This window comes from Alistipes montrealensis, from assembly GCF_018362775.1.
GTDB lineage: Bacteria > Bacteroidota > Bacteroidia > Bacteroidales > Rikenellaceae > Alistipes > Alistipes montrealensis.
Window position 1 is genome coordinate 462,624 of record NZ_JAGYXY010000002.1, and the last position, 18,466, is coordinate 481,089.

Consider the following 18,466-nt stretch of genomic DNA (forward strand, 5'->3'; position numbering starts at 1 on the left):
CTGTCGTGTTTTCGGGGTTTTTAGTCTGTTATCTATATATAGTACGGCAAAAAGCCCCGCCATACGTAACGGGCCGGGTGATTTTTTGTGCGGAAAGGGTTGCGGTCGTTTAAATTTTCACTATATTTGTACGGGCCTCCGGACGATTTCGGTTTTCGTTCGCAGAAAAATAAGGCCGGGTGGGTGTTCCGCATGGTTTTGCGGAGCGCTGTTTTACGTACCTTATTCAACCCAATTTTAAATTTCAAAACATGAAAAAACTACTGATCTTCCTCGCCTGTCTTTCCCTGCTGGGAGCTTGTACGCAAACCGCGCCGGTTGCCGGAAACCGTGCCGAAGCCATCGTTGCCGAAATCCACAACCCGCATTCGAAAAACGTCATCGTCGCGTCGCACCGCGGCGACTGGCGCAACTACCCCGAAAACTCGCTGGCTGCCATCGAATCGGTGATCGGCATGGGGGTCGACATCATGGAGTTGGACCTCAAACTGACTTCGGACAGCGTCCTGGTGCTCTGCCACGACCGGACCATCGACCGGACGACCTCGGGCAAAGGCCGTGTGTGCGACATCACCTACGATTCGATCCGGCGCTGCGTCCTCAAGACGGGCCACGGTGTGAAGACCACCCATAAGATGCCGACGCTGCGCGAAGCGCTCGAAGTCTGCAAGGACCGCATTGTGGTGAATGTCGACCAGGGTTATGAATTTTACGATCTGGTGCTTGCCGTCACCGAGGAGCTCGGCGTCACGGACCAGATCCTGATCAAAGGCAAGCGCGGCACGGATGTCGTGGCGGCCAAATTCGCCGAACATCCCCGTAATATGATGTACATGCCGATCATCGACATTCTCAAGCCGCAGGGCAAGGCGCTCTTTGCCGAATACCAGCAGAAGGGCATCGTGCCGCTGGCTTACGAGGTGTGCTGGAACGAATACACCCCCGAGGTAAAGGAGTGCATGGATAAAGTCGTGGCCAGCGGGTCGAAGCTGTGGGTCAACTCGCTCTGGGCGTCGCTCTGCGGCGGACTGGACGACGATGCGGCTTTCGACGGAAATGCGGCCGAAATCTACGGAAAACTGGTCGACATGGGCGCTACGATGATTCAGACCGACCGTCCCGAATTGCTGATTTCCTACCTCCGCTCGCGCGGACTGCACGATTAACACCGGACACCGATGAATCGTATTTCCCGTTTCTACCGCATCAGCGAACCCGCCCCCGCCCGTGAAATGGACGAGGCGCAGCGTACCAAATATTACCACCGCCTGCGCTTGCAGGCTTTCATCGCCGCGACGCTCGGTTACAGCCTCTACTATGTTTGCCGCACGAGCCTCAACGTGATGAAGAAACCGATCCTCGACAGCGGATCGCTCGATGCTTCGCAACTGGGCGTCATCGGCTCGGCGCTGCTCTTCGCCTATGCCATCGGCAAATTCGTCAACGGATTCATTGCCGACTACTGCAACATAAAACGCTTTATGGCCACGGGACTGATCGTCTCGGCCGCAGCCAATGCTCTGATGGGTGTATTGGGGCTGATGCACAGCGTCATTCCCACGGCTGTCATTTTCATCTCCTTTGCCGTGATGTGGGCATTCAACGGCTGGTCGCAGTCGATGGGCGCCGCCCCGGCCATCATCTCCCTTTCGCGGTGGTATCCCCTGAAAGAGCGGGGGACCTATTACGGATTTTTCTCTGCGAGCCACAACCTCGGCGAGTTCTTCTCGTTCCTGTTCGTGGGCTCGATCGTCACTTTCGCAGGCTGGCAGGCCGGATTTTTCGGCTCGGCGATCGCCGGAGCTATCGGCGTGGCGGTCATCCTCGTAATGCTCCACGACACGCCCGAATCGAAGGGCCTGCCTCCGGTCGAGGCGCTGGCGCACGAAGCGCCGACGGCAGCGGCCGACAAGTCGGTAAAGGAAATTCAAAAGCAGGTGCTCCGCACTCCTGCCGTGTGGATCCTGGCTGCCGCGAGCGCTTTTATGTACATTTCGCGTTATGCCATCAATGGCTGGGGCGTGCTGTTCCTCCAGGAAGCGAAGGGATTTTCGGACGTTCAGGCGATCTCGATCGTCTCGATCAACGCCCTGCTGGGCATCATCGGCACGGTGCTGTCGGGCTGGTTTTCGGACAAGCTCTTCAAGGGCGAACGCAAGATGCCTGCGCTGATCTTCGGTATTCTGAACGCCCTGTCGCTCGCACTGTTCTTCTACGGAGGCAATGCGCTGTGGGTCAATGTGCTGTCGATGGTGCTGTTCGGTATCGCTATCGGTGTGCTGATCTGCTTCCTGGGCGGGTTGATGGCCGTGGACATCGTGCCGCGCAAGGCTACGGGCGCCGCGTTGGGTGTGGTCGGCATGACCTCCTACATCGCTGCCGGTATTCAGGACGTGGCATCGGGCTGGCTGATCGACTCGAACATTACGGTGGCGGCCGACGGCGTCAAGCATTACGATTTCGGCCCTGTGGCGATTTTCTGGCTTTCGGCGGCGGTCATCTCGTTCCTGCTGCCGCTGCTCAACCGCGGCAAGGTCAAGGAGTTTTAACGCGACCCGGACCGGGTTTAATAAGACGTTGCAGGCAATAAGGCCTGCAACGTCTTTTTACCCGTTTTGCCGGGCGGGGGCTACCTGTCGACACCGTATTTTTCCCAGTCCCTTACTTTTTTCTGGTAATAGGCCTTGTCGGCCCGGTAGGCCTCGATCCGCATGAGATGCTCCGTTGCAGAGCAGTTTCCGGCTTCGGCGGCCCGTTTGGCGAAATATTCCGCTTTGTCGAGTTCGTTGATCCGGATGTAGAACGACGAGAAATAGAGCCATGCGTCGGGTTCCTCCTCCAGTCCGCGGAGGAATTCCAACGCCGTGTGGATGTTGTTGTCCAGGAAACTGAACATGGCCATCGAAATGCGGTTGACTTTTTCGTTGGGGTACATCGTGGCGGCTCTTTCGAGGACGTTCCGGAACGGTTGGCTGCCCGGGTCGTACAGGTTGGCCAGCAGGTAAAATTCATAGAGTGACAACATATATGGACGTTTTTTTGTGGTTTTTTATGATTTCACGGTGATAATTCTTTTCTGATAACAAATATAATGCACCGCAAGGCGTTGATAAAGACAACTTTATCGGCGCAGGTCCGCTGTGCCGGACCTTTCGGTGAAACGGGTTGCTGCCGGGGACACGATCCGGCGGAAAACGCGGAAACAGCGTTTTTCGGGGACTTTTCGGAGAAAACCGAACCGCATTTTCTCCGAAAAGGAGAAAAACAACCTGCGCGATCGCTGTTTCTGCGGTCCCGGACGGGCCTGTTTTTCGGACCGGCTTTTTTCTTCGCATTTTTTTTGCTATTTTGCAAAAACGGGGATTCCCGTTTGACGCAATTTTACAGGTTATGAGAAACAGTACTGCGAGCAGGGAAGATCTTCACGATGCTTTCATCGGTAAACTATGTAAAAAAGTGCCCCGGCGGGCGGACCTCGTGGCCCGCATATCGGACATCCTGCGCCTGGAGAAGGAATCCGTCTACCGGAGGATTGCCGGACGGGTGAATTTTTCGGTACGGGAAATGGGCATCCTGGCCCGGGAGCTGGGCCTGTCGCTCGACAGCCTGCTGTATCGGGACAAAGAGTTCCAATGGCTGCCGTTCCGGCTCGAATCGCCGCAGCAGTTTCGGTCGATGGATTCGTTTTACGACATGATCGAATTCAACCAGAAGTGCATCGGCGAGATGACACGCGACGAACCCGGCGAGACGGGCAACGTCTACAATTCGCTGCCGATGGAATTCTTCATTTCGTCGCCCCTGCTGACGAAGTTCATGTTTTTCAAGTGGGGCAACTATTTCGTCCGGTCCGAAGAATTCAACAGTTTCTCCCGCTGGGAAATGCCCGAAAGGGTGGCTGCAATTGCGGAGCGGTGCGCCGGGTTGTACAATTTCAGGGAGGCCTTTTATATCTGGGACAGTTCGCTGGTCTGGACGCTGGCCCGGGAGATCGATAATTTTCACCGGATGGGGGTCATCACTCCGGAGGAGAAGGACGCTATCAAGGCCGAACTGACGAACCTGCTGCGCCGTATCGAACAGGCGTTGAACGGGACCTACGTTTCGTCGGTTCCGTTTCCGGCCGAGATGTCCTTTTATGTGTCGTCCATCAATGTCGGGTTTTCGAGCAGCTATTTCGCGGCGGGCGACAGGCATTTCGCTACGCTTCAGACCAATTTCAGTTTCTCGAAGATCGAAAATTCGGAGGAGGATTTCCTGCGGATCAAAGAGTGGATCAGGTCCTTCTGCAATATCTCCACCCTGCTCTCCTGGAGCGGGCGTATCGAAAGGCGGCAGTTTTTCGAGAGCCAGTATAAGATCGTCGATTCGATGCTGTAACAGCACGGAATCGGGCTGCTTCTCCGGACGGATTTGACGGTTACGCCAGGATTCGTTATCTTTGCAGCGTCGATAAAAGACACCGTACCATGAAAAAACACAAGATTACCGAACAGGATTACCTCAAAGCCCACCGCAAGGCAGGCCGCGAAGAGGAGATCGCACGCCACGGCCGGCCCGTAGGGCTGCACGCCGTGCACAAATCGAAAAAAGCATACGATCGCAAACGCGAAAAGGCAGGTCTGAGAAACCTGCCTTTTCCATTTTACCTGTTTGCCGAATACGCCGGGCCGCTTACAACTGCTCCGGCAGGGTTCCGGGCGTTTTTTCCGGTGCAGGCCGTACGGTGACGATGCTGTCGACGACGAACTTCGTGAATCCCCGCCAGGGCAGAGCCCCGAAGTACTCCTTGTAGTGCAGTTCGAGCGTTTTGCCGCCCTGCAGCATCAGGTCGCGGGCAAGCGCCTCGTCCTCGACCGAAAATTCGAATTCGTAGGATTGGATCGAACCGGCTGTTTTCGACCGGATTCCGGTCTGGATCAGTTTCCCCTCATAGGTTTTGAACAGCACGCCTTTGTAGACGACGTAATTCAGTTCGCCGCTCTTGACGCCCTCCCCGAAGACGAAAAAGAACCGGAAATAGAAGGCTGCCGCCAGTACGACAGCAATCGTTATCAGAATCAGTACCCAATGTTTTTTCATAGTTTTCTCGGCCGGGCTTTATCCGCACCGTTGTCACAAAGATAATCATTTAATTCTGTCGCTGTGCACTTTCCGTGCGCAGGTTCGCCGACACCCTCTCCAGGCCTTCCGGCGGGGGAATTTTTCCGGAAGGGGCCCTCCGGCGTTCGCCGCGATATAGTAGCGGAATGTACGGTTTTCCCGGCTTTTTCGTATATTTGGACTGTGAAGGAGTCGAAATATGTCAAAACGAAGATTGCGGCGGGCTATCTCCTGTTGATTGCGGTCTGTATCCTTTCGGTGGGCTACGTCTATCGGGTGGCGGTCCGTTTTTCAGCGCCCGACGGCAGCTATTCCCTGCTGCATACCAAGCGCGGGGCCATCAACCGGACTCTCTACCACCTTTATCAGGCCGAAAGCTACGGGCAGTTGATGATCGCCGGATACCAGTCCTATGAAAACCGTTACCGGCGCGAACTGCGCACCGTAAGAGGCTGTATCGACTCGCTGCGATCGCTTACCTTCGGCGGAGATTCGCTGCAGGCGATGAGGCTGGACAGCATTACGCGGCTGATCGCCGATAAGGAACGCCGCACGATGAGCCTGCGGCATGCGATTCGCGCCGGGGCTACGGCGGGCTTGCTGGACAAAAATATCCGCAGCCTGATCGGTCCCCGGGAGAGTATTGTGGCCGATACGACGCCGTTCCGCAGCGTCGTGCGGCAGGATACGACGGTTGTGCCGCGCGCCAAACGCCGTTTCTTTCAACGGCTGGGCGACCTGTTCAGCCCGCCGGAGGCCGATTCGAGCGTCGTCATCTCGCGCCGTGAGCAGATCGGCTCGGTCATGCCCGCAGAGGCGGTGAAGGATACTATCACACTGGTGCTGCGGGCATTGCAGGACAGCGTTACGAGCAACCGGCAGGGTTTCTACGACCAGGTGTGGCAGGAGGGACTGCGGCTGAGTTACAGCAACGAACTGGTAAACACGAAGATATACCGCCTGATCATGGATTTCGAATCCGAGGACACGGCTTACCTGATGCAGCGCATCGAGCGCAACGAGGTGTTCCGCCGGCGGTCGTCGCGCATTCTGGGCGGCGTGGCCATCGGGGCCGTGGTGCTGATGCTCCTGTTCGTCGGGATGCTCTGGCGCGACATCAACCGAAGTAACCGCTACCGCCGGGAATTGGAGCAGGCCAACCGCGACAAGGAGGCGCTGCTGGAGGCGCGCGAAAAGCTGATGCTGGCTGTTACGCACGACATCAAGGCTCCGCTGGGGTCGGTGATAGGCTATATCGATTTGCTTTCGCGGTTGACGGACGACAAACGGCAGGAACTTTATCTGCACAACATGAAGGAGTCGTCGGAACATCTGCTGGCGTTGGTCGACAGCTTGTTGGATTTCTACCGGCTCGACATCAACAAAACCGAGGTCAGCCGCGTGGCGTTCAGCCCCGCGCAGTTGTTCGAAACGATCCGGGCGGGATTTGCCGCCGCGGCTGCCGCGAAGGGGCTGGAGTTGCGTCTGGAGGCCGAGCCGGCCGCCGGCCGGGAGGTGACGGGCGATGCTTTTCACATCCGGCAGATTGCCGATAATCTGATTTCCAATGCGCTGAAATTTACCGATGAAGGTTCGGTGACGATCCGTGTGGACGTGGTGCGTGGACGGCTGGTCTTCTCCGTGCGCGACACGGGCCGCGGCATCGGCCGCGAGGAAAAAAAGCGGATTTTTGCGGAGTTCGTGCGCCTGAGTTCGGCGCAGGGTGTCGACGGTTTCGGACTGGGGCTGTCGATTGTCGACCGCCTTGTGAAACTGCTCGGCGGCACGATTTCGCTCGAAAGCCGTTTGGGTGAAGGGAGTAAGTTTATCGTTTCGGTCCCTGTCGGCGAAGTGACAGAAGGGGCGGCGGCCTGTGCTGTTGCCGAACCGGTTCCGCAGCCGGGATTGCGGGTGCTGCTGATCGATGACGACCCCCTGCAACTCGAAATGACCGCCGCGATGTGCAGCCGGGCGGGAATCGGGTCCGAAAGCTGTCAATATCCCGAATATGTGGCCAAACTTGTCGGTGAAAGCCGTTTCGATCTGGTGCTGACCGATATACAAATGCCGTCGGCGGACGGATTCGGTGTGCTGGAGGCCGTGCACGGCGTCGATCCCGGGTTGAAAGTAGTCGCCGTATCGGCGCGCGGGGATTTGGATGCGGGGGATTTCACCGCCCGCGGATTCGCCGGATGCCTGCGCAAGCCGTTTACATACAGTGAGTTGATGGCCGTCATTCGGGCGGCTTGCAGTGGCGCGGAGATTGCCGTATCGGCGGACGAAGCCGGGATTCCGGCGGCGGGTGTCGATTTCAAGGCTTTGACAGCCTATGCGGGAGACGATACCGAAGCGGCCAGGAGCATTCTGGGATCGTTCGCTGAACAGACGGCGGCGAACTGCGCCGGGCTTGAAAAGGCGCTCGGCGACCGAGATGCCGCAACGGTGAAAGCGTTGGCGCACAAGATGCTGCCGATCTTCACGATGCTCGGGGCGGCGGAGATCGCCGCCGTCCTGCACCGGGCCGAAACCTGTGAAGGAGCGCTGACGGATGCCCTTTGCGGCGAACTGCGGACGGCCGTGAAAAAAATCCGCACGATTGTCGCGGATGCTGAAAAAACGGTATCTTTGTGAAGCCTATGGAAGAACGGATTTTAGTCGTGGACGACGATATCACCTTCGCGCTGATGCTGCGCACATGGCTCTCGAAACGCGGTTTCGGGGTCGAGACGGCTTCGTCGGTGGCGGCAGCGCGCACGGCCCTCGCCGCGGGCGGCTTTTCGCTCGTGCTGAGCGACATGCGCCTGCCGGACGAGGACGGTATCGCCTTGCTGCAATGGATGGCCGGTGCGGGTGTCGTTGCGCCGGTGATCGTGATGACGAGCTACGCTGAAATCCAGAACGCCGTGCGGTGCATGAAACTCGGCGCCTGCGACTATGTGGCCAAGCCGGTGAATCCCGACGAGCTGCTGAAAAAAATCCGTGAAGCGCTGGACGCCTCCGTGCAGGCGGCCCCGGCGGTGAAGTCCCTTCCGAAGGCTGGCGGGAACGCTGCGGGACAACCGCTCAACTATATCGAAGGCCGCAGCGACGCCGCGCGGCAGTTGTACGAACACATCCGGCTGGTGGCCCCGACCAACATGTCGGTGCTGGTGAACGGTGCGAGCGGAACGGGCAAGGAGCACGTGGCGCAACTGATCCACCGCGGGAGCAAGCGGGCCGGGAAACCCTTCGTGGCGGTCGACTGCGGAGCCATTCCCCGCGATTTGGCGGCCTCGGAGTTCTTCGGGCATGTCAAGGGGGCGTTCACGGGGGCTTTGGCCGACAAGACAGGAGCTTTCGAGGCCGCCGACGGCGGCACGCTGTTTCTCGACGAGGTCGGCAACCTGAGTTACGAAACGCAGGTGCAGTTGCTGCGTGCCTTGCAGGAACGGCGCATCCGCCCTGTGGGCAGCAACCGTGAAATTCCGGTCGACATCCGCCTCGTGGCTGCGACTAACGAGGACCTCGAAGCGGCTATCGCACGCGGCTCGTTCCGTGCCGACCTCTACCACCGCATCAACTCCTTCACATTGCGTATGCCCTGTTTGAAGCAGATGCGCAGCGACATTCCGCTTTTCGCCGACTTCTTCCTCGATCAGGCTAACCGCGAACTGGACAAACGGATCGTCGGGTTCGATGCTGCTGCGGCCGCGGCCCTTGTCGCTTGCGACTGGCCGGGCAACCTGCGGCAACTGAAAAACGCGGTGATGTCGGCGACGCTGCTTGCCGCGGGCGAGTACGTCACGATCTGCGATCTGCCGGCCGAAGTTACCGGCGGTCCGGCGGAGGAACCTGCTGCGGCATCCCTTTCGCTGCGCGACCCGGCTTCCGAGGAGGAGCAGATTCGCCGCGCCATCGCCGCTGCGGGCGGCAACAAGTCGCAGGCGGCCAAACTGCTCGGCATCGACCGCAAAACGCTCTACAACAAACTGCATCTCTACGGCATCGAATAGCGGCCGCGGCCTGCGGCCTCCGATTTGCCTGTTTCCCGGCCGCCTTTCCACAGCCGGCTGTGGAATTTTTCCACACTTTTTGTCCTGTCTCCACACTTTTCCACACCCGGCCTATTTTTGGCATGGTGGAATTTTGCGTTGGAAACCAGTGTGTTGTATTTTCTGTTCCGGCATGGCATCGCGCTTGAACTTCAGAAAGACGGAACGGCGAGGAAACGAGCCGCTAAACGAGAAAATGAAGTTCAACCATTTTAATTCTTAAAACTATGAAAAAGACAGTTGTAATGATGGCGGCATTGATGCTGATGGCCGGAGGTATGGTCTATGCACAGGAGCCCGAGAAGCAGGATTCCACCAAGAAGGAGGCTCCGACGGCGCCCGCTCCCGAAGAGAAACCCGATCCCGTGAAGCCGGAGCCGGTTCCCGCAGAGCCGGAATCGGAACCCGCTGAGCAGAAATCGGAACCTGTGAAGGTTGAGAAAGCCCGGAGCCTGGAAAACGAGTACGGCGAAGTCGTTCGGTAATCTTTTGCCCGGAATCATTTAGTTAAATAATTGTTTGCCTGGTCCCCTGCTTCGGCGGGGGATTTTTTTTGCGCGTAAAAAAGGGCGCCTTCCGATCGGATAGCGCCCCGGTATGCTGCGGGTTATGGAATCACCGGATCCATTCGACGTTCGTGGCGTCGCGGAAAAGGATGTTAAGCGGCCGTATGAGGCTTGCGGCATCGGTGGCGAAGAGGAAGCCCACCTTGTCGAGCGGCACGGAGATGAAGGTCGTCGAGGGGTAGCCGCCGATCATGTCGATCTTGTCGAGCAGCGACCAGACGAAGATTTCTAACGGCATCTGGCCCGGCAGCAGAGTCAGCCCTTTGAACCGTTCGGGGTAATCGGCAGACGAGGAGTCGGCGGGGTGCGGCTTGAAGAAGATGTCGTACCGGTCGCCGTACTGCTCCATGATTTTTCCTACGTAGTTTGCCTGCTGCTGTTCGCTGGTCGCGGAGGAGTGGCTCGTCCCGATGATGATGAGGTTTTTCTTCGGCGACTTGTCGAACAGCGCCTCGAAGTCGTCGTAGCTGAATTTGGCCATGCGGTAGAACTGCTGTTTCGACGCTTCGGGAAGGGCTGTCAGCAATTCGTAGGGCTGGATGCTCACCATCTTCATTTCGGCGAGCCGCCCGGTGATGAACGGGCACGAAGATTCCATCAGGTCCTTGTTCTGGAGCATCAGCCGGTAGTTGGGACGCGTCGAGAGGTAGTAGGGCCATGTGTAGGCATTGAACTCCTCGATGCCGCGGGTCACGGGATAGCGGCCGCCGTGGTTCCAGTCGAGGGCTTCGACCTCCCCTTCGTAAGTGTTCCAGTTCTGCTCGGCCGTGGCGGGATCGCCGAAATAGAGGTGGAAATTGTTGTAGGTTCCCGAGCCGTCGGAGAGCATCGTCACTTTCACACGTGTGGAGTCGATGCCCTGCGCCACGAACCAGTCGTAGCCGAGGCGGCATCGCAGGTCGTCGACCAGCAGTCCGAAGATGGCTGTGGGTTCGGCGGCGTTGATCTCCAGAATGCGGCGTTTCATCGCGTCGCGCATCTTCTCCATGTCGGTTGTGGCCGAGGAACTGACCTCTGCCCAGTCGGGGAATTGGGCGGGATCGAAGGTCTGCGAGCGGTCGAAATAGAACCAGCTTGGTTTGTTGTGCGAAAGCAGGTGGAGGCCTGCGTAAAGGCTGGGCATGGTTCCGAACGTCGCGTAGAAATAGTAGTCCGGGGAGTCGAATCCGGTGTAGCCGGCACTTTGCGAGAGTTGGAACGGGTAGTTCTTGCCGTCGCAGAAGAAGGTCACGAGGGCGCTGCGCGCAGCCCCGTCGTTGGCGTCGAAACTCACCTCGATCTCCGAATAGCCTGCCGGACCTTTGAGGGGCGAGAGTGTGAACCACTCTTCGGCCGGTTCGGGCAGGGTAATTTGCCAGGGAGCGGGCGCATTTACCGTGATTTTGCCGCTGCGGGCCAGATCGTCGAGCGACAGGAAGTCGGTGCCGCCGTTGATGCGGACCTTCGGGGTTTCGTCGTCGCAGGCCATGGTTCCGGCGACGAGGCCGAGAGCCAGGATGAGGCGGAAGAATCGTTTCATGCGAAGTGTTTTTTGGGTTTGTCTGTATTGTTAAATGCAGAAAAAGCCGGTTTACTGCTTCGGATGCAAAATTCAGACCGTCCGGACAAAGCGTCCGGACGTGAATACAGGCGGGAACACGTTATGCGTTCCGCTTTTTCTTGATACGTTCGAAATGTTCGCGCAGGCGTTCGCTGAACTCCTCGCGGCGATGTTTCAGGTTGGCCCGCCAACCCAGCCAGCGGGTGTAGCGGAGGCGTTTTTCGGGATAAATGTCGCGAATCGTCACCAGGATGCCCGTCTCCTCCACGCCGCCGAAATCGGGGTTCGACACCGTGTCGAAGACCCGCATCGTGGGCGAAAGGTTCATATAGGCGTTGATCAGCGGGGGAATGTTCTCGTTGAACTCGCGGATTTGCTGGATCAGGATGCGGTAGTTCTCCATGTAGGTCGCGCCGCAGAACAACTCCTCGTAATAGGGATCGTCGAGGTCGAGCGGGATGGGATTGATCCCTTCCACCAACTGGTCGCGGTCGGGGAAATAACGGCGCAGGAACCAGATGAGCGCATTGCGCGCCACGGCTTTGTAGGTCGTGTACATCGTGACCTTGCCAAAGAGGTATTTGGCCTTGGGGTTCAGGACGATGAGTGCGCCGAGTCCGTCCCAGAGGTTGTCCAGTGCGTAGATGCTCTTGGCATTGCCGCGGGCCTGGTAGGCGGGCTGCACGAACGAACGGCCCAGTTCGATGGTCCGGGGCAGGAATTTTTGGCGGAAACGTTCGCTGAAACGGAAATAGTGCTCCGTCGAGAGGTGGCGGGGGTTGGGCGTGGTGCAGACGATGAAGCGGTAGCCGCCGACGATCTCCTGCGCTGCGGGGTCCCAGACGATCAGTTGGTAGTAGCCGTCGCCTGCGAGGTCCTCCTCGTCGATGTCGACCTCCTGCCCCGTACCGCCGCCTGCGCCGCGGAAAGCTACTTCACGCAGGCGTCCCACTTCGCGCATCAGCGCGGGGCATTCGGCTGCCGAGAAGATGTAGATTTCATTGCCGGCCTTGTGGGTGCTGCGTATTTTGCGCGCGGGCGTCAACTCCGCGAGCAGCAGTTCCCGGCTGACCGGTTCTATAATGGGTTCCATCTTATTTTGTTGCATGACGGGGCAAAAATACCAAAATTAGCGCGTTTGGTTCGGGTCGGCGAGTTTTTTTTCTAAAAAATACGCCTTTTTGCGTACTTCCAGCGCCTGTTCGCGCAGTGATCCGTAATGCTGGAGCTCGGCTACGGGGATGGGATCGCCGACGATGATGCGGAAATGCTTGCCCTTTTGGGAAAACATTTCGTCGGGCAGCCACAGCATTTCGATGTTGAATTTGATCCCCAATGCTTTGCGCAGGCGGTAAACCCGGTAGAAGAATTTCGACAGGTGGCCCTCGACGAAGACCGGAACGATCTGCCGCTGCGAAGAGTAGGCCTTTTTCAGGAAACTGATTTTCCACTCCGGATCGGTCACTTCACCGCCGATGCAGCGGGAACAGAGGCCTGCGGGGAAGGTCAGGATGGGCAGTTCGCCGAAAAACTCTTCGTCGAATTTCCGGGCGTAGGAGGCGCTTTGCGCGCCGTGTTTGTTGACCGGGATCCACAGCGGCTGCAACGGTTCGAGGTGCATCAGCAGGTCGTTGACCACCACCCGCGCATCGCCGAAACGGTCGATCAGTTTGTCGGCGAGCATCATGCCGTCCATACCCCCGAACGGGTGGTTCGAGGCGAAAAGGTAGCGTCCCTTGGGGTCGAGTTTTTCGAGCCCTTCGACCGAATAGGTGACCTGCCATTCGCGGAAACAGGCGCGGATGAACTCCTGCGGAGGCAGCGACCAGTAGTGTTCGAGGATATAGTTGATTTCCGACTCGTGGATCGTGCGGCGAAGCCAGTTCACGACCGGACGGGGTATCCAGCGTGCCAGCCGCGGAGCTTTCTGCTTGAGTACGGCGCCGATGTCGATTTTAGGCATGGAATGTTCACAAAATTATATCCACAAATATAGGTATTCTTTTTTGAAAAATCCCTAACTTTACACCCAAATAGACCTTTGCAAACAACTATTATGTCGCAATACCATACTCCCGTACTGTTGGAAGAGTCTGTGGGACTGCTCGGTATCGAGTCCGCAGGCACATACGCCGACCTCACTTTCGGCGGAGGCGGCCATTCGCGCCGCATCCTCGCCGAACTGGGACCGGAGGGTCGTCTGTACGGTTTCGACCAGGATCGTGACACGCTGGAAAACCGCCCCGAAGATGCGCGTTTTCACTACGTGGAGAGCAATTTCCGGTTCCTGCGCGGAGCGCTCCGGCTGCGCGGCGTGACGGAGGTGGATGGCGTTCTGGCCGATTTGGGGGTGTCGTCGCACCATTTCGACGCCGTGGAGCGCGGCTTTTCATTCCGCGGCGAGGCGCCGCTCGACATGCGTATGAACCAGCGCGGGCGGCTCACGGCGGCCGACGTGGTCAACAACTATTCTGCGGAGGACCTGACTCGCATATTGGGCGACTGGGGAGAGGTCGAGACGCCGTGGAAGGTGGCTAACTGTCTGGTGAAGGCCCGCGCCGTAACGCCTGTCACGACTACGGCGCAGTTGGTCGAGGCGGTGAAGCCCTGCACGCCCAAAAAGGACGAGGCCAAATTCCTGACCAAACTTTTCCAGGCTCTGCGTATCGAGGTCAACGGCGAGATGGAGGCGCTGAAAATGGCCCTGGAGCAAAGTCTGCGGGTGCTGAAACCCGGCGGCCGGCTGGTCGTCATCTCCTACCATTCGCTCGAAGACCGTTTGGTGAAGAATTTCATGCGCAGCGGCAATTTCTCGGGCGAGGTCGAAAAGGACTTTTTCGGCCGGCCGCAAACGCCGTTCGACCTGGTGACGCGCAAAGCCGTGACCCCTTCGGCCGAAGAACTCGACCGCAATCCCCGTTCCCGTTCGGCGAAACTCCGGGCGGCCGTAAAACGCTGACAGGATGTACCGCGATCACGAATTCGACCCGATAACCCCTGAGGAGCAGGCCCGCCGCGAACAGGAGGAGGAGTTCGCGCGCCGCGTGCGCCGCGAGGTGCGCCGCATGGAGCGCGGTGAAGCCGAAGAGGACCTTCGCGCCGACGAGGAGCAGGAGGCCGAGGAGCGCGCCGAAGCCGAGGAACGCGAACGCCGGGAACGCCGCCGTTCGGCCAGCACCTTCTGGCAACTCTTTTCGGGAACGATCCTCGTACGCGAAGGCGTTTCGAAATATTACCCTTACATGCTGACGATCGCCGGTATGTTCTTCCTGAGTATCATGGTGATGTTCTGGTCGTTGCACCTCGACATGCGTTATACGCGCCTCGAAGGCGAGGTGCAGAAGCTTCGCGAGCGTTCGATCCGCCTGCAGGAGCAGCGTTACCAGCGTACGACCCATTCGGCGGTCGTCGAACAGCTCCGGGCGCGGGGCATCGAACTTTACGATCCGCAGGCGCCGGGCGAAATTATTGAAAATTAGGCGGCGATGAAACAGGAACGTTCGAAGGTCAAAAGCGACATTCTGCTGCGGGTGAGGCTCCTTTACGTGCTTTTCATCCTCGCCGGGGCCATCGTGCTCGCGCGGCTTATCTGGGTGCAGCTTTTCAGTTCGGAGGTCGCCTACAACGCCGACCGCCTCGCCAGCCGTATTTTTACCCAGGAGGTGATTCCGGCGCAGCGGGGCAGCATCCTTTCGCGTGACGGCGAACCCTTAGCGACCTCGATTTTCCGCTACCAGGCCGCTTTCGATTTCGCATCGCCGGGACTCGATTCGCTCAAGACGTTCCGGGAACAGGCCGACTCGCTGGCAAAACTGCTGGCTGTCTTCTTCAAGGACAAACCCGCTTCGGCCTACTCCAAACGTTTCCGCGAGGAACATGCCCGCCGTTACCGGCTGGTCAATCCGCGCGACACCTCCTACCTGCGTTCCGACGGGTGGTTCTCGCGCATGATGGACCGCATGCGGGGTGAAGAGTGGGTCAAACGCCGCATCTACGATACGATTCGCGACCATACGCCCGTGAACATCTTTCCCCGCGAAGTGGACTTCGCCGAATGGGAGACGCTCAGGCGCTATCCGCTGCTGAACTGGAACATGGGCATGGTTTACCGGCTCATCGAGCGCGACGAACGCATCTATCCGCAGGGCGAACTGGCGCGCCGTACGATCGGACTGACCGGAGACAAGGGTAACTACGGCATCGAGGAGGCCTACCGCGAGGAGTTGGCCGGCCGTGACGGCAAGGCCCTGCGGCAACGCATCGCGCGCGGCTTCTACGGCCGGGTTGCGGGCGGCGACCATGCGGACCCGGTGGACGGCTACGATATCGTTACGACGCTCGACCTCGACCTGCAGGATGTAGCCGACAAGGCCCTGCGGCGTCAGTTGGAGGCGCAGAACGCCCTGTGGGGCACGACCATCGTGATGGAAACCCGCACGGGGGAGATATTGGCATTGGTCAACCTGGGCCGCAATGCCGACGGAAGTTTCGCCGAGCGGGAAAATTATGCCCTGAGCCGCAGTATGGAGCCGGGTTCGACGTTCAAGCTGGCGACGATGCTTACGCTGCTCGACGACGCCCGGATGCCCGTATCGACGGTTTACGACACGCACAACGGCGATCCGGTGACGGTCGGCCCGGCCAAGAACATCCGCGACTCGCACCGCGGCGACCATGAAATCGATTTCCGGCGCGCTGTGGCTTCGTCGTCGAACGTCTATTTCGCCAAGGCGATCTGGGACCGCTACGGGATCACAGGCAAGAAACAGGAGTACAGCGATTTCCTCCATAAAGAGCTGCACCTGGGCGAGACGGTGGGGCTGGAACGCCTCGGTGAACGGGCTCCTTCGATCACGACAGACTGGAAGGTTCCCGATCCGGGCGTCATGCTCGTGAAAATGTCTTACGGCTATCGCGTGCGGCTGGCTCCGATTCAGATGATCACCTTCTACAACGCCATTGCCAACGGCGGCAAGATGATCTCGCCCGTGCTGGTGCGTGAACTGCGTCATGGCGACCGGGTCGAGGAGCGCTTCGAAAGCCGGACCATCGCTTCGTCGATCGCCTCGCGGGCTGCACTGCGCGAGGTCCAGCAAAGCCTCCAGGCAGTCTGTACGGAGGGTACGGCCAGCGCTTTCTTCCGCGACACGACGCGCCTGCGGGTGGCGGCGAAGACCGGTACGGCACAGATCACCGATGCCCGCAGCCGCGAGGGCCGCTACTACCTGGGTTCGATGGTGGCCTACTTCCCGGCCGATGCCCCCCGGTATACGGTGCTCACGACCATCGAGACGCGGGCCCAGGCCGGAAAGGCCTATTACGGCGGTCCGCTGGCGGGCCCCGTGGTGAAACGCATGGTCGACTACATCTTTAACCGCGGCCACGATTGGTATGCGCGTATCGACGACGGCGGTCCGCGCCGTTATCCCGACCGGATGAAGGGCGGCGATATCGCCCAGATCCGCCGTGTGGCTGATAAACTCTCACCCCGCGCCTCGTTCGACAGCCGTACGGGCTGGGGACGCGCCGCGGTGGACAGCCTCGCCAATGTGGTTATCTCGTCCCTGCCCGAAGACCGGGGCGTGATGCCCGATGTGCGCGGCATGGGACTCAAAGATGCCCTTTTCGTGCTCGAAAGCCGCGGCCTGAAGGTCCGCTTTTCGGGGCAGGGAGCCGTAACACAGCAAAGCATCACCGCCGGAACCCGCATTACGCCGGGTACGGCGGTCGTTATAACCTTGAAATAAAATGAAAAAATTAACCGATATCCTGCAAAATACCCCCGTCAGGGAGGTGCGCGGCGATGCGAACGCCGCCGTCGGCGGATTGGTCTACGATTCGCGCGCCGTGAAGCCGGGCGATTGTTTTTTTGCCGTGCCGGGTACGCAGAGCGACGGCCACGACTTCATTCCCGCGGCCCTCGGGAAGGGCGCGGCGGCGGTGGTCTGCGAGCGGATGCCCGAGACTCCGGCGGAGGGCGTGGCGTATGTTCTCGTCGAAGACTCGGCGGGAGCCATGGCCGATATGGCCGCGGCGTTCTACGACTATCCGAGCCGCGGGTTGAAACTCGTGGGCATCACCGGGACCAACGGCAAGACCACGACCGTGACGCTGCTCTACGATCTCGTGCGGGCAATGGGTTACAAGGCCGGGCTGATCTCGACGGTAGTCTACAAGATCGACGGACGTGAAATCGAATCGACCCACACGACGCCCGACCCGGTCCGGCTGAACGCCATGATGCGCGAAATGGCCGACATGGGTTGCGAATACTGCTTCATGGAGTGCTCGTCGCACGCCATCGTGCAGGAGCGTACGCGGGGCCTCGACTTCGCAGGCGGTATCTTCTCGAACATCACGCACGACCACCTCGACTACCACAAGACCTTCGCCGAATACATCCGGGCCAAGAAACTCTTTTTCGACGGACTTCCCAAAGGGGCTTTCGCGCTGACGAACGCCGACGACCGGAACGGCCGCGTGATGGTGCAGAATACTGCGGCTGTGGTGAGCACCTACTCGCTGCGTTCGATGGCCGATTTCCGCTGCAAAATCGTCGAGATGCATCTCGACGGCATGTTGCTGCGCCTCGACGGCCAGGAGTTGTGGGTGGGCCTGCTGGGGCGGTTCAACGCCTACAACCTGTTGGCAGTCTACGGCGCCGCCGTGTTGCTGGGCCTCGACCGGGGCGAGGTGTTGCGCGTGTTGAGCATGCTGCACGCCGTGAGCGGCCGTTTCGAGAAGGTTCGGGCGGCGAACGGCACGACGGCCATCGTCGACTATGCCCATACGCCCGATGCCCTGGAGAACGTGATCCAGACCATCGAGGAGATTCGCACGCCCGAACAGCAGTTGATCGTGGTGTGCGGCTGCGGCGGCGACCGCGACAAAACCAAACGTCCCGAGATGGCTGCCATCGCCGTGAAATACGCTACGACAGCGGTTTTTACCTCCGACAATCCGCGCCACGAGTCACCCGAGGCGATTCTCGACGACATGGCCGCGGGGATCGAACCCGGGGCGCGCTACCTGCGCATCGCCGACCGGGCCGAGGCGATCCGTACGGCCGTGATGCTCTCGCGTCCGGGCGACATCATCCTCGTTGCGGGCAAAGGACACGAAACCTATCAGGTCGTCGGCGATGTGAAGCACCATTTCGACGACCGGGAGGAGGTCCGCAAGGCTTTCGACACATTGATCAAATAAAAAACAAGTAAACAGAAGAC

General features: G+C 59.2%; 16 protein-coding genes. 11 read left to right on the forward strand and 5 right to left on the reverse strand.

Annotation, left to right across the window (positions count from 1 at the left end):
- Nucleotides 1-251 precede the first annotated feature (251 nt).
- Nucleotides 252-1,166: a glycerophosphodiester phosphodiesterase family protein gene (locus KG007_RS05010; protein ID WP_213347572.1), complete on the forward strand. Its 915-nt coding sequence runs from the start codon at nucleotides 252-254 to the stop codon at nucleotides 1,164-1,166.
- A gap of 12 nt (nucleotides 1,167-1,178) precedes the next feature.
- Entirely contained in the window at nucleotides 1,179-2,549 is a 1,371-nt protein-coding gene (locus KG007_RS05015; protein ID WP_195459197.1) for an MFS transporter, read from the forward strand.
- A gap of 80 nt (nucleotides 2,550-2,629) precedes the next feature.
- Here KG007_RS05015 and KG007_RS05020 read toward each other — a convergent pair whose 3' ends face one another.
- Entirely contained in the window at nucleotides 2,630-3,025 is a 396-nt protein-coding gene (locus KG007_RS05020; protein WP_195459194.1) for a hypothetical protein, read from the reverse strand.
- A 365-nt stretch (nucleotides 3,026-3,390) separates the two neighbouring features.
- Between KG007_RS05020 and KG007_RS05025 the strand changes: the two genes are divergently transcribed.
- Both KG007_RS05025 and KG007_RS05030 read left to right on the forward strand, forming a co-directional pair.
- Nucleotides 3,391-4,380 carry a hypothetical protein gene (locus tag KG007_RS05025; RefSeq protein ID WP_195459191.1) on the forward strand — a complete coding sequence of 330 codons (990 nt, stop codon included), beginning with the start codon at nucleotides 3,391-3,393 and terminating at the stop codon, nucleotides 4,378-4,380.
- A gap of 89 nt (nucleotides 4,381-4,469) precedes the next feature.
- Complete coding sequence (locus KG007_RS05030) at nucleotides 4,470-4,730, forward strand: hypothetical protein (RefSeq protein ID WP_195460093.1); 261 nt, start codon at nucleotides 4,470-4,472, stop codon at nucleotides 4,728-4,730.
- Here KG007_RS05030 and KG007_RS05035 read toward each other — a convergent pair.
- A complete protein-coding gene (locus KG007_RS05035) occupies nucleotides 4,675-5,082 on the reverse strand; it encodes a hypothetical protein (RefSeq protein ID WP_195459188.1) in 408 nt (135 codons plus the stop codon). The genes KG007_RS05030 and KG007_RS05035 overlap by 56 nt on opposite strands.
- A 204-nt stretch (nucleotides 5,083-5,286) precedes the next feature.
- Between KG007_RS05035 and KG007_RS05040 the strand changes: the two genes are divergently transcribed.
- The 3 genes from KG007_RS05040 to KG007_RS05050 all read left to right on the forward strand — a co-directional run bounded on the left by KG007_RS05040 (nucleotide 5,287) and on the right by KG007_RS05050 (nucleotide 9,619).
- Nucleotides 5,287-7,734, forward strand: coding sequence for an ATP-binding protein (locus KG007_RS05040; RefSeq protein ID WP_213347573.1), 2,448 nt, complete (start codon nucleotides 5,287-5,289; stop codon nucleotides 7,732-7,734).
- A gap of 5 nt (nucleotides 7,735-7,739) precedes the next feature.
- Nucleotides 7,740-9,095 (forward strand): sigma-54-dependent transcriptional regulator, encoded by a 1,356-nt coding sequence (locus KG007_RS05045; RefSeq protein ID WP_213347729.1) that lies wholly within the window; start codon nucleotides 7,740-7,742, stop codon nucleotides 9,093-9,095.
- Between the two features lie 266 nt (nucleotides 9,096-9,361).
- Complete coding sequence (locus KG007_RS05050) at nucleotides 9,362-9,619, forward strand: hypothetical protein (RefSeq protein ID WP_249413250.1); 258 nt, start codon at nucleotides 9,362-9,364, stop codon at nucleotides 9,617-9,619.
- 130 nt (nucleotides 9,620-9,749) lie between these two features.
- Here KG007_RS05050 and KG007_RS05055 read toward each other — a convergent pair whose 3' ends face one another.
- The 3 genes from KG007_RS05055 to KG007_RS05065 all read right to left on the reverse strand — a co-directional run bounded on the left by KG007_RS05055 (nucleotide 9,750) and on the right by KG007_RS05065 (nucleotide 13,203).
- Nucleotides 9,750-11,219 (reverse strand): BACON domain-containing protein, encoded by a 1,470-nt coding sequence (locus KG007_RS05055; RefSeq protein WP_213347574.1) that lies wholly within the window; start codon nucleotides 11,217-11,219, stop codon nucleotides 9,750-9,752.
- A gap of 121 nt (nucleotides 11,220-11,340) precedes the next feature.
- Complete coding sequence (locus tag KG007_RS05060) at nucleotides 11,341-12,348, reverse strand: GNAT family N-acetyltransferase (RefSeq protein ID WP_195459181.1); 1,008 nt, start codon at nucleotides 12,346-12,348, stop codon at nucleotides 11,341-11,343.
- Nucleotides 12,349-12,369: 21 nt separating this feature from the next.
- A complete protein-coding gene (locus KG007_RS05065; RefSeq protein ID WP_213347575.1) occupies nucleotides 12,370-13,203 on the reverse strand; it encodes an acyltransferase in 834 nt (277 codons plus the stop codon).
- A gap of 93 nt (nucleotides 13,204-13,296) precedes the next feature.
- Here KG007_RS05065 and rsmH point away from each other — a divergent pair, with 93 nt between their 5' ends.
- The 4 genes from rsmH to KG007_RS05085 are packed head-to-tail and all read left to right on the forward strand — an operon-like array spanning nucleotide 13,297 to nucleotide 18,446.
- Nucleotides 13,297-14,199 (forward strand): 16S rRNA (cytosine(1402)-N(4))-methyltransferase RsmH, encoded by a 903-nt coding sequence (gene rsmH / locus KG007_RS05070; RefSeq protein ID WP_195459176.1) that lies wholly within the window; start codon nucleotides 13,297-13,299, stop codon nucleotides 14,197-14,199.
- A gap of 4 nt (nucleotides 14,200-14,203) precedes the next feature.
- Complete coding sequence (locus tag KG007_RS05075; RefSeq protein WP_195459173.1) at nucleotides 14,204-14,719, forward strand: FtsL-like putative cell division protein; 516 nt, start codon at nucleotides 14,204-14,206, stop codon at nucleotides 14,717-14,719.
- A gap of 6 nt (nucleotides 14,720-14,725) precedes the next feature.
- Nucleotides 14,726-16,987 carry a penicillin-binding protein gene (locus tag KG007_RS05080; RefSeq protein WP_213347576.1) on the forward strand — a complete coding sequence of 754 codons (2,262 nt, stop codon included), beginning with the start codon at nucleotides 14,726-14,728 and terminating at the stop codon, nucleotides 16,985-16,987.
- Nucleotide 16,988: 1 nt separating this feature from the next.
- Nucleotides 16,989-18,446 carry a UDP-N-acetylmuramoyl-L-alanyl-D-glutamate--2,6-diaminopimelate ligase gene (locus KG007_RS05085; RefSeq protein ID WP_213347577.1) on the forward strand — a complete coding sequence of 486 codons (1,458 nt, stop codon included), beginning with the start codon at nucleotides 16,989-16,991 and terminating at the stop codon, nucleotides 18,444-18,446.
- The last annotated feature ends 20 nt before the right edge of the window (nucleotides 18,447-18,466 follow it).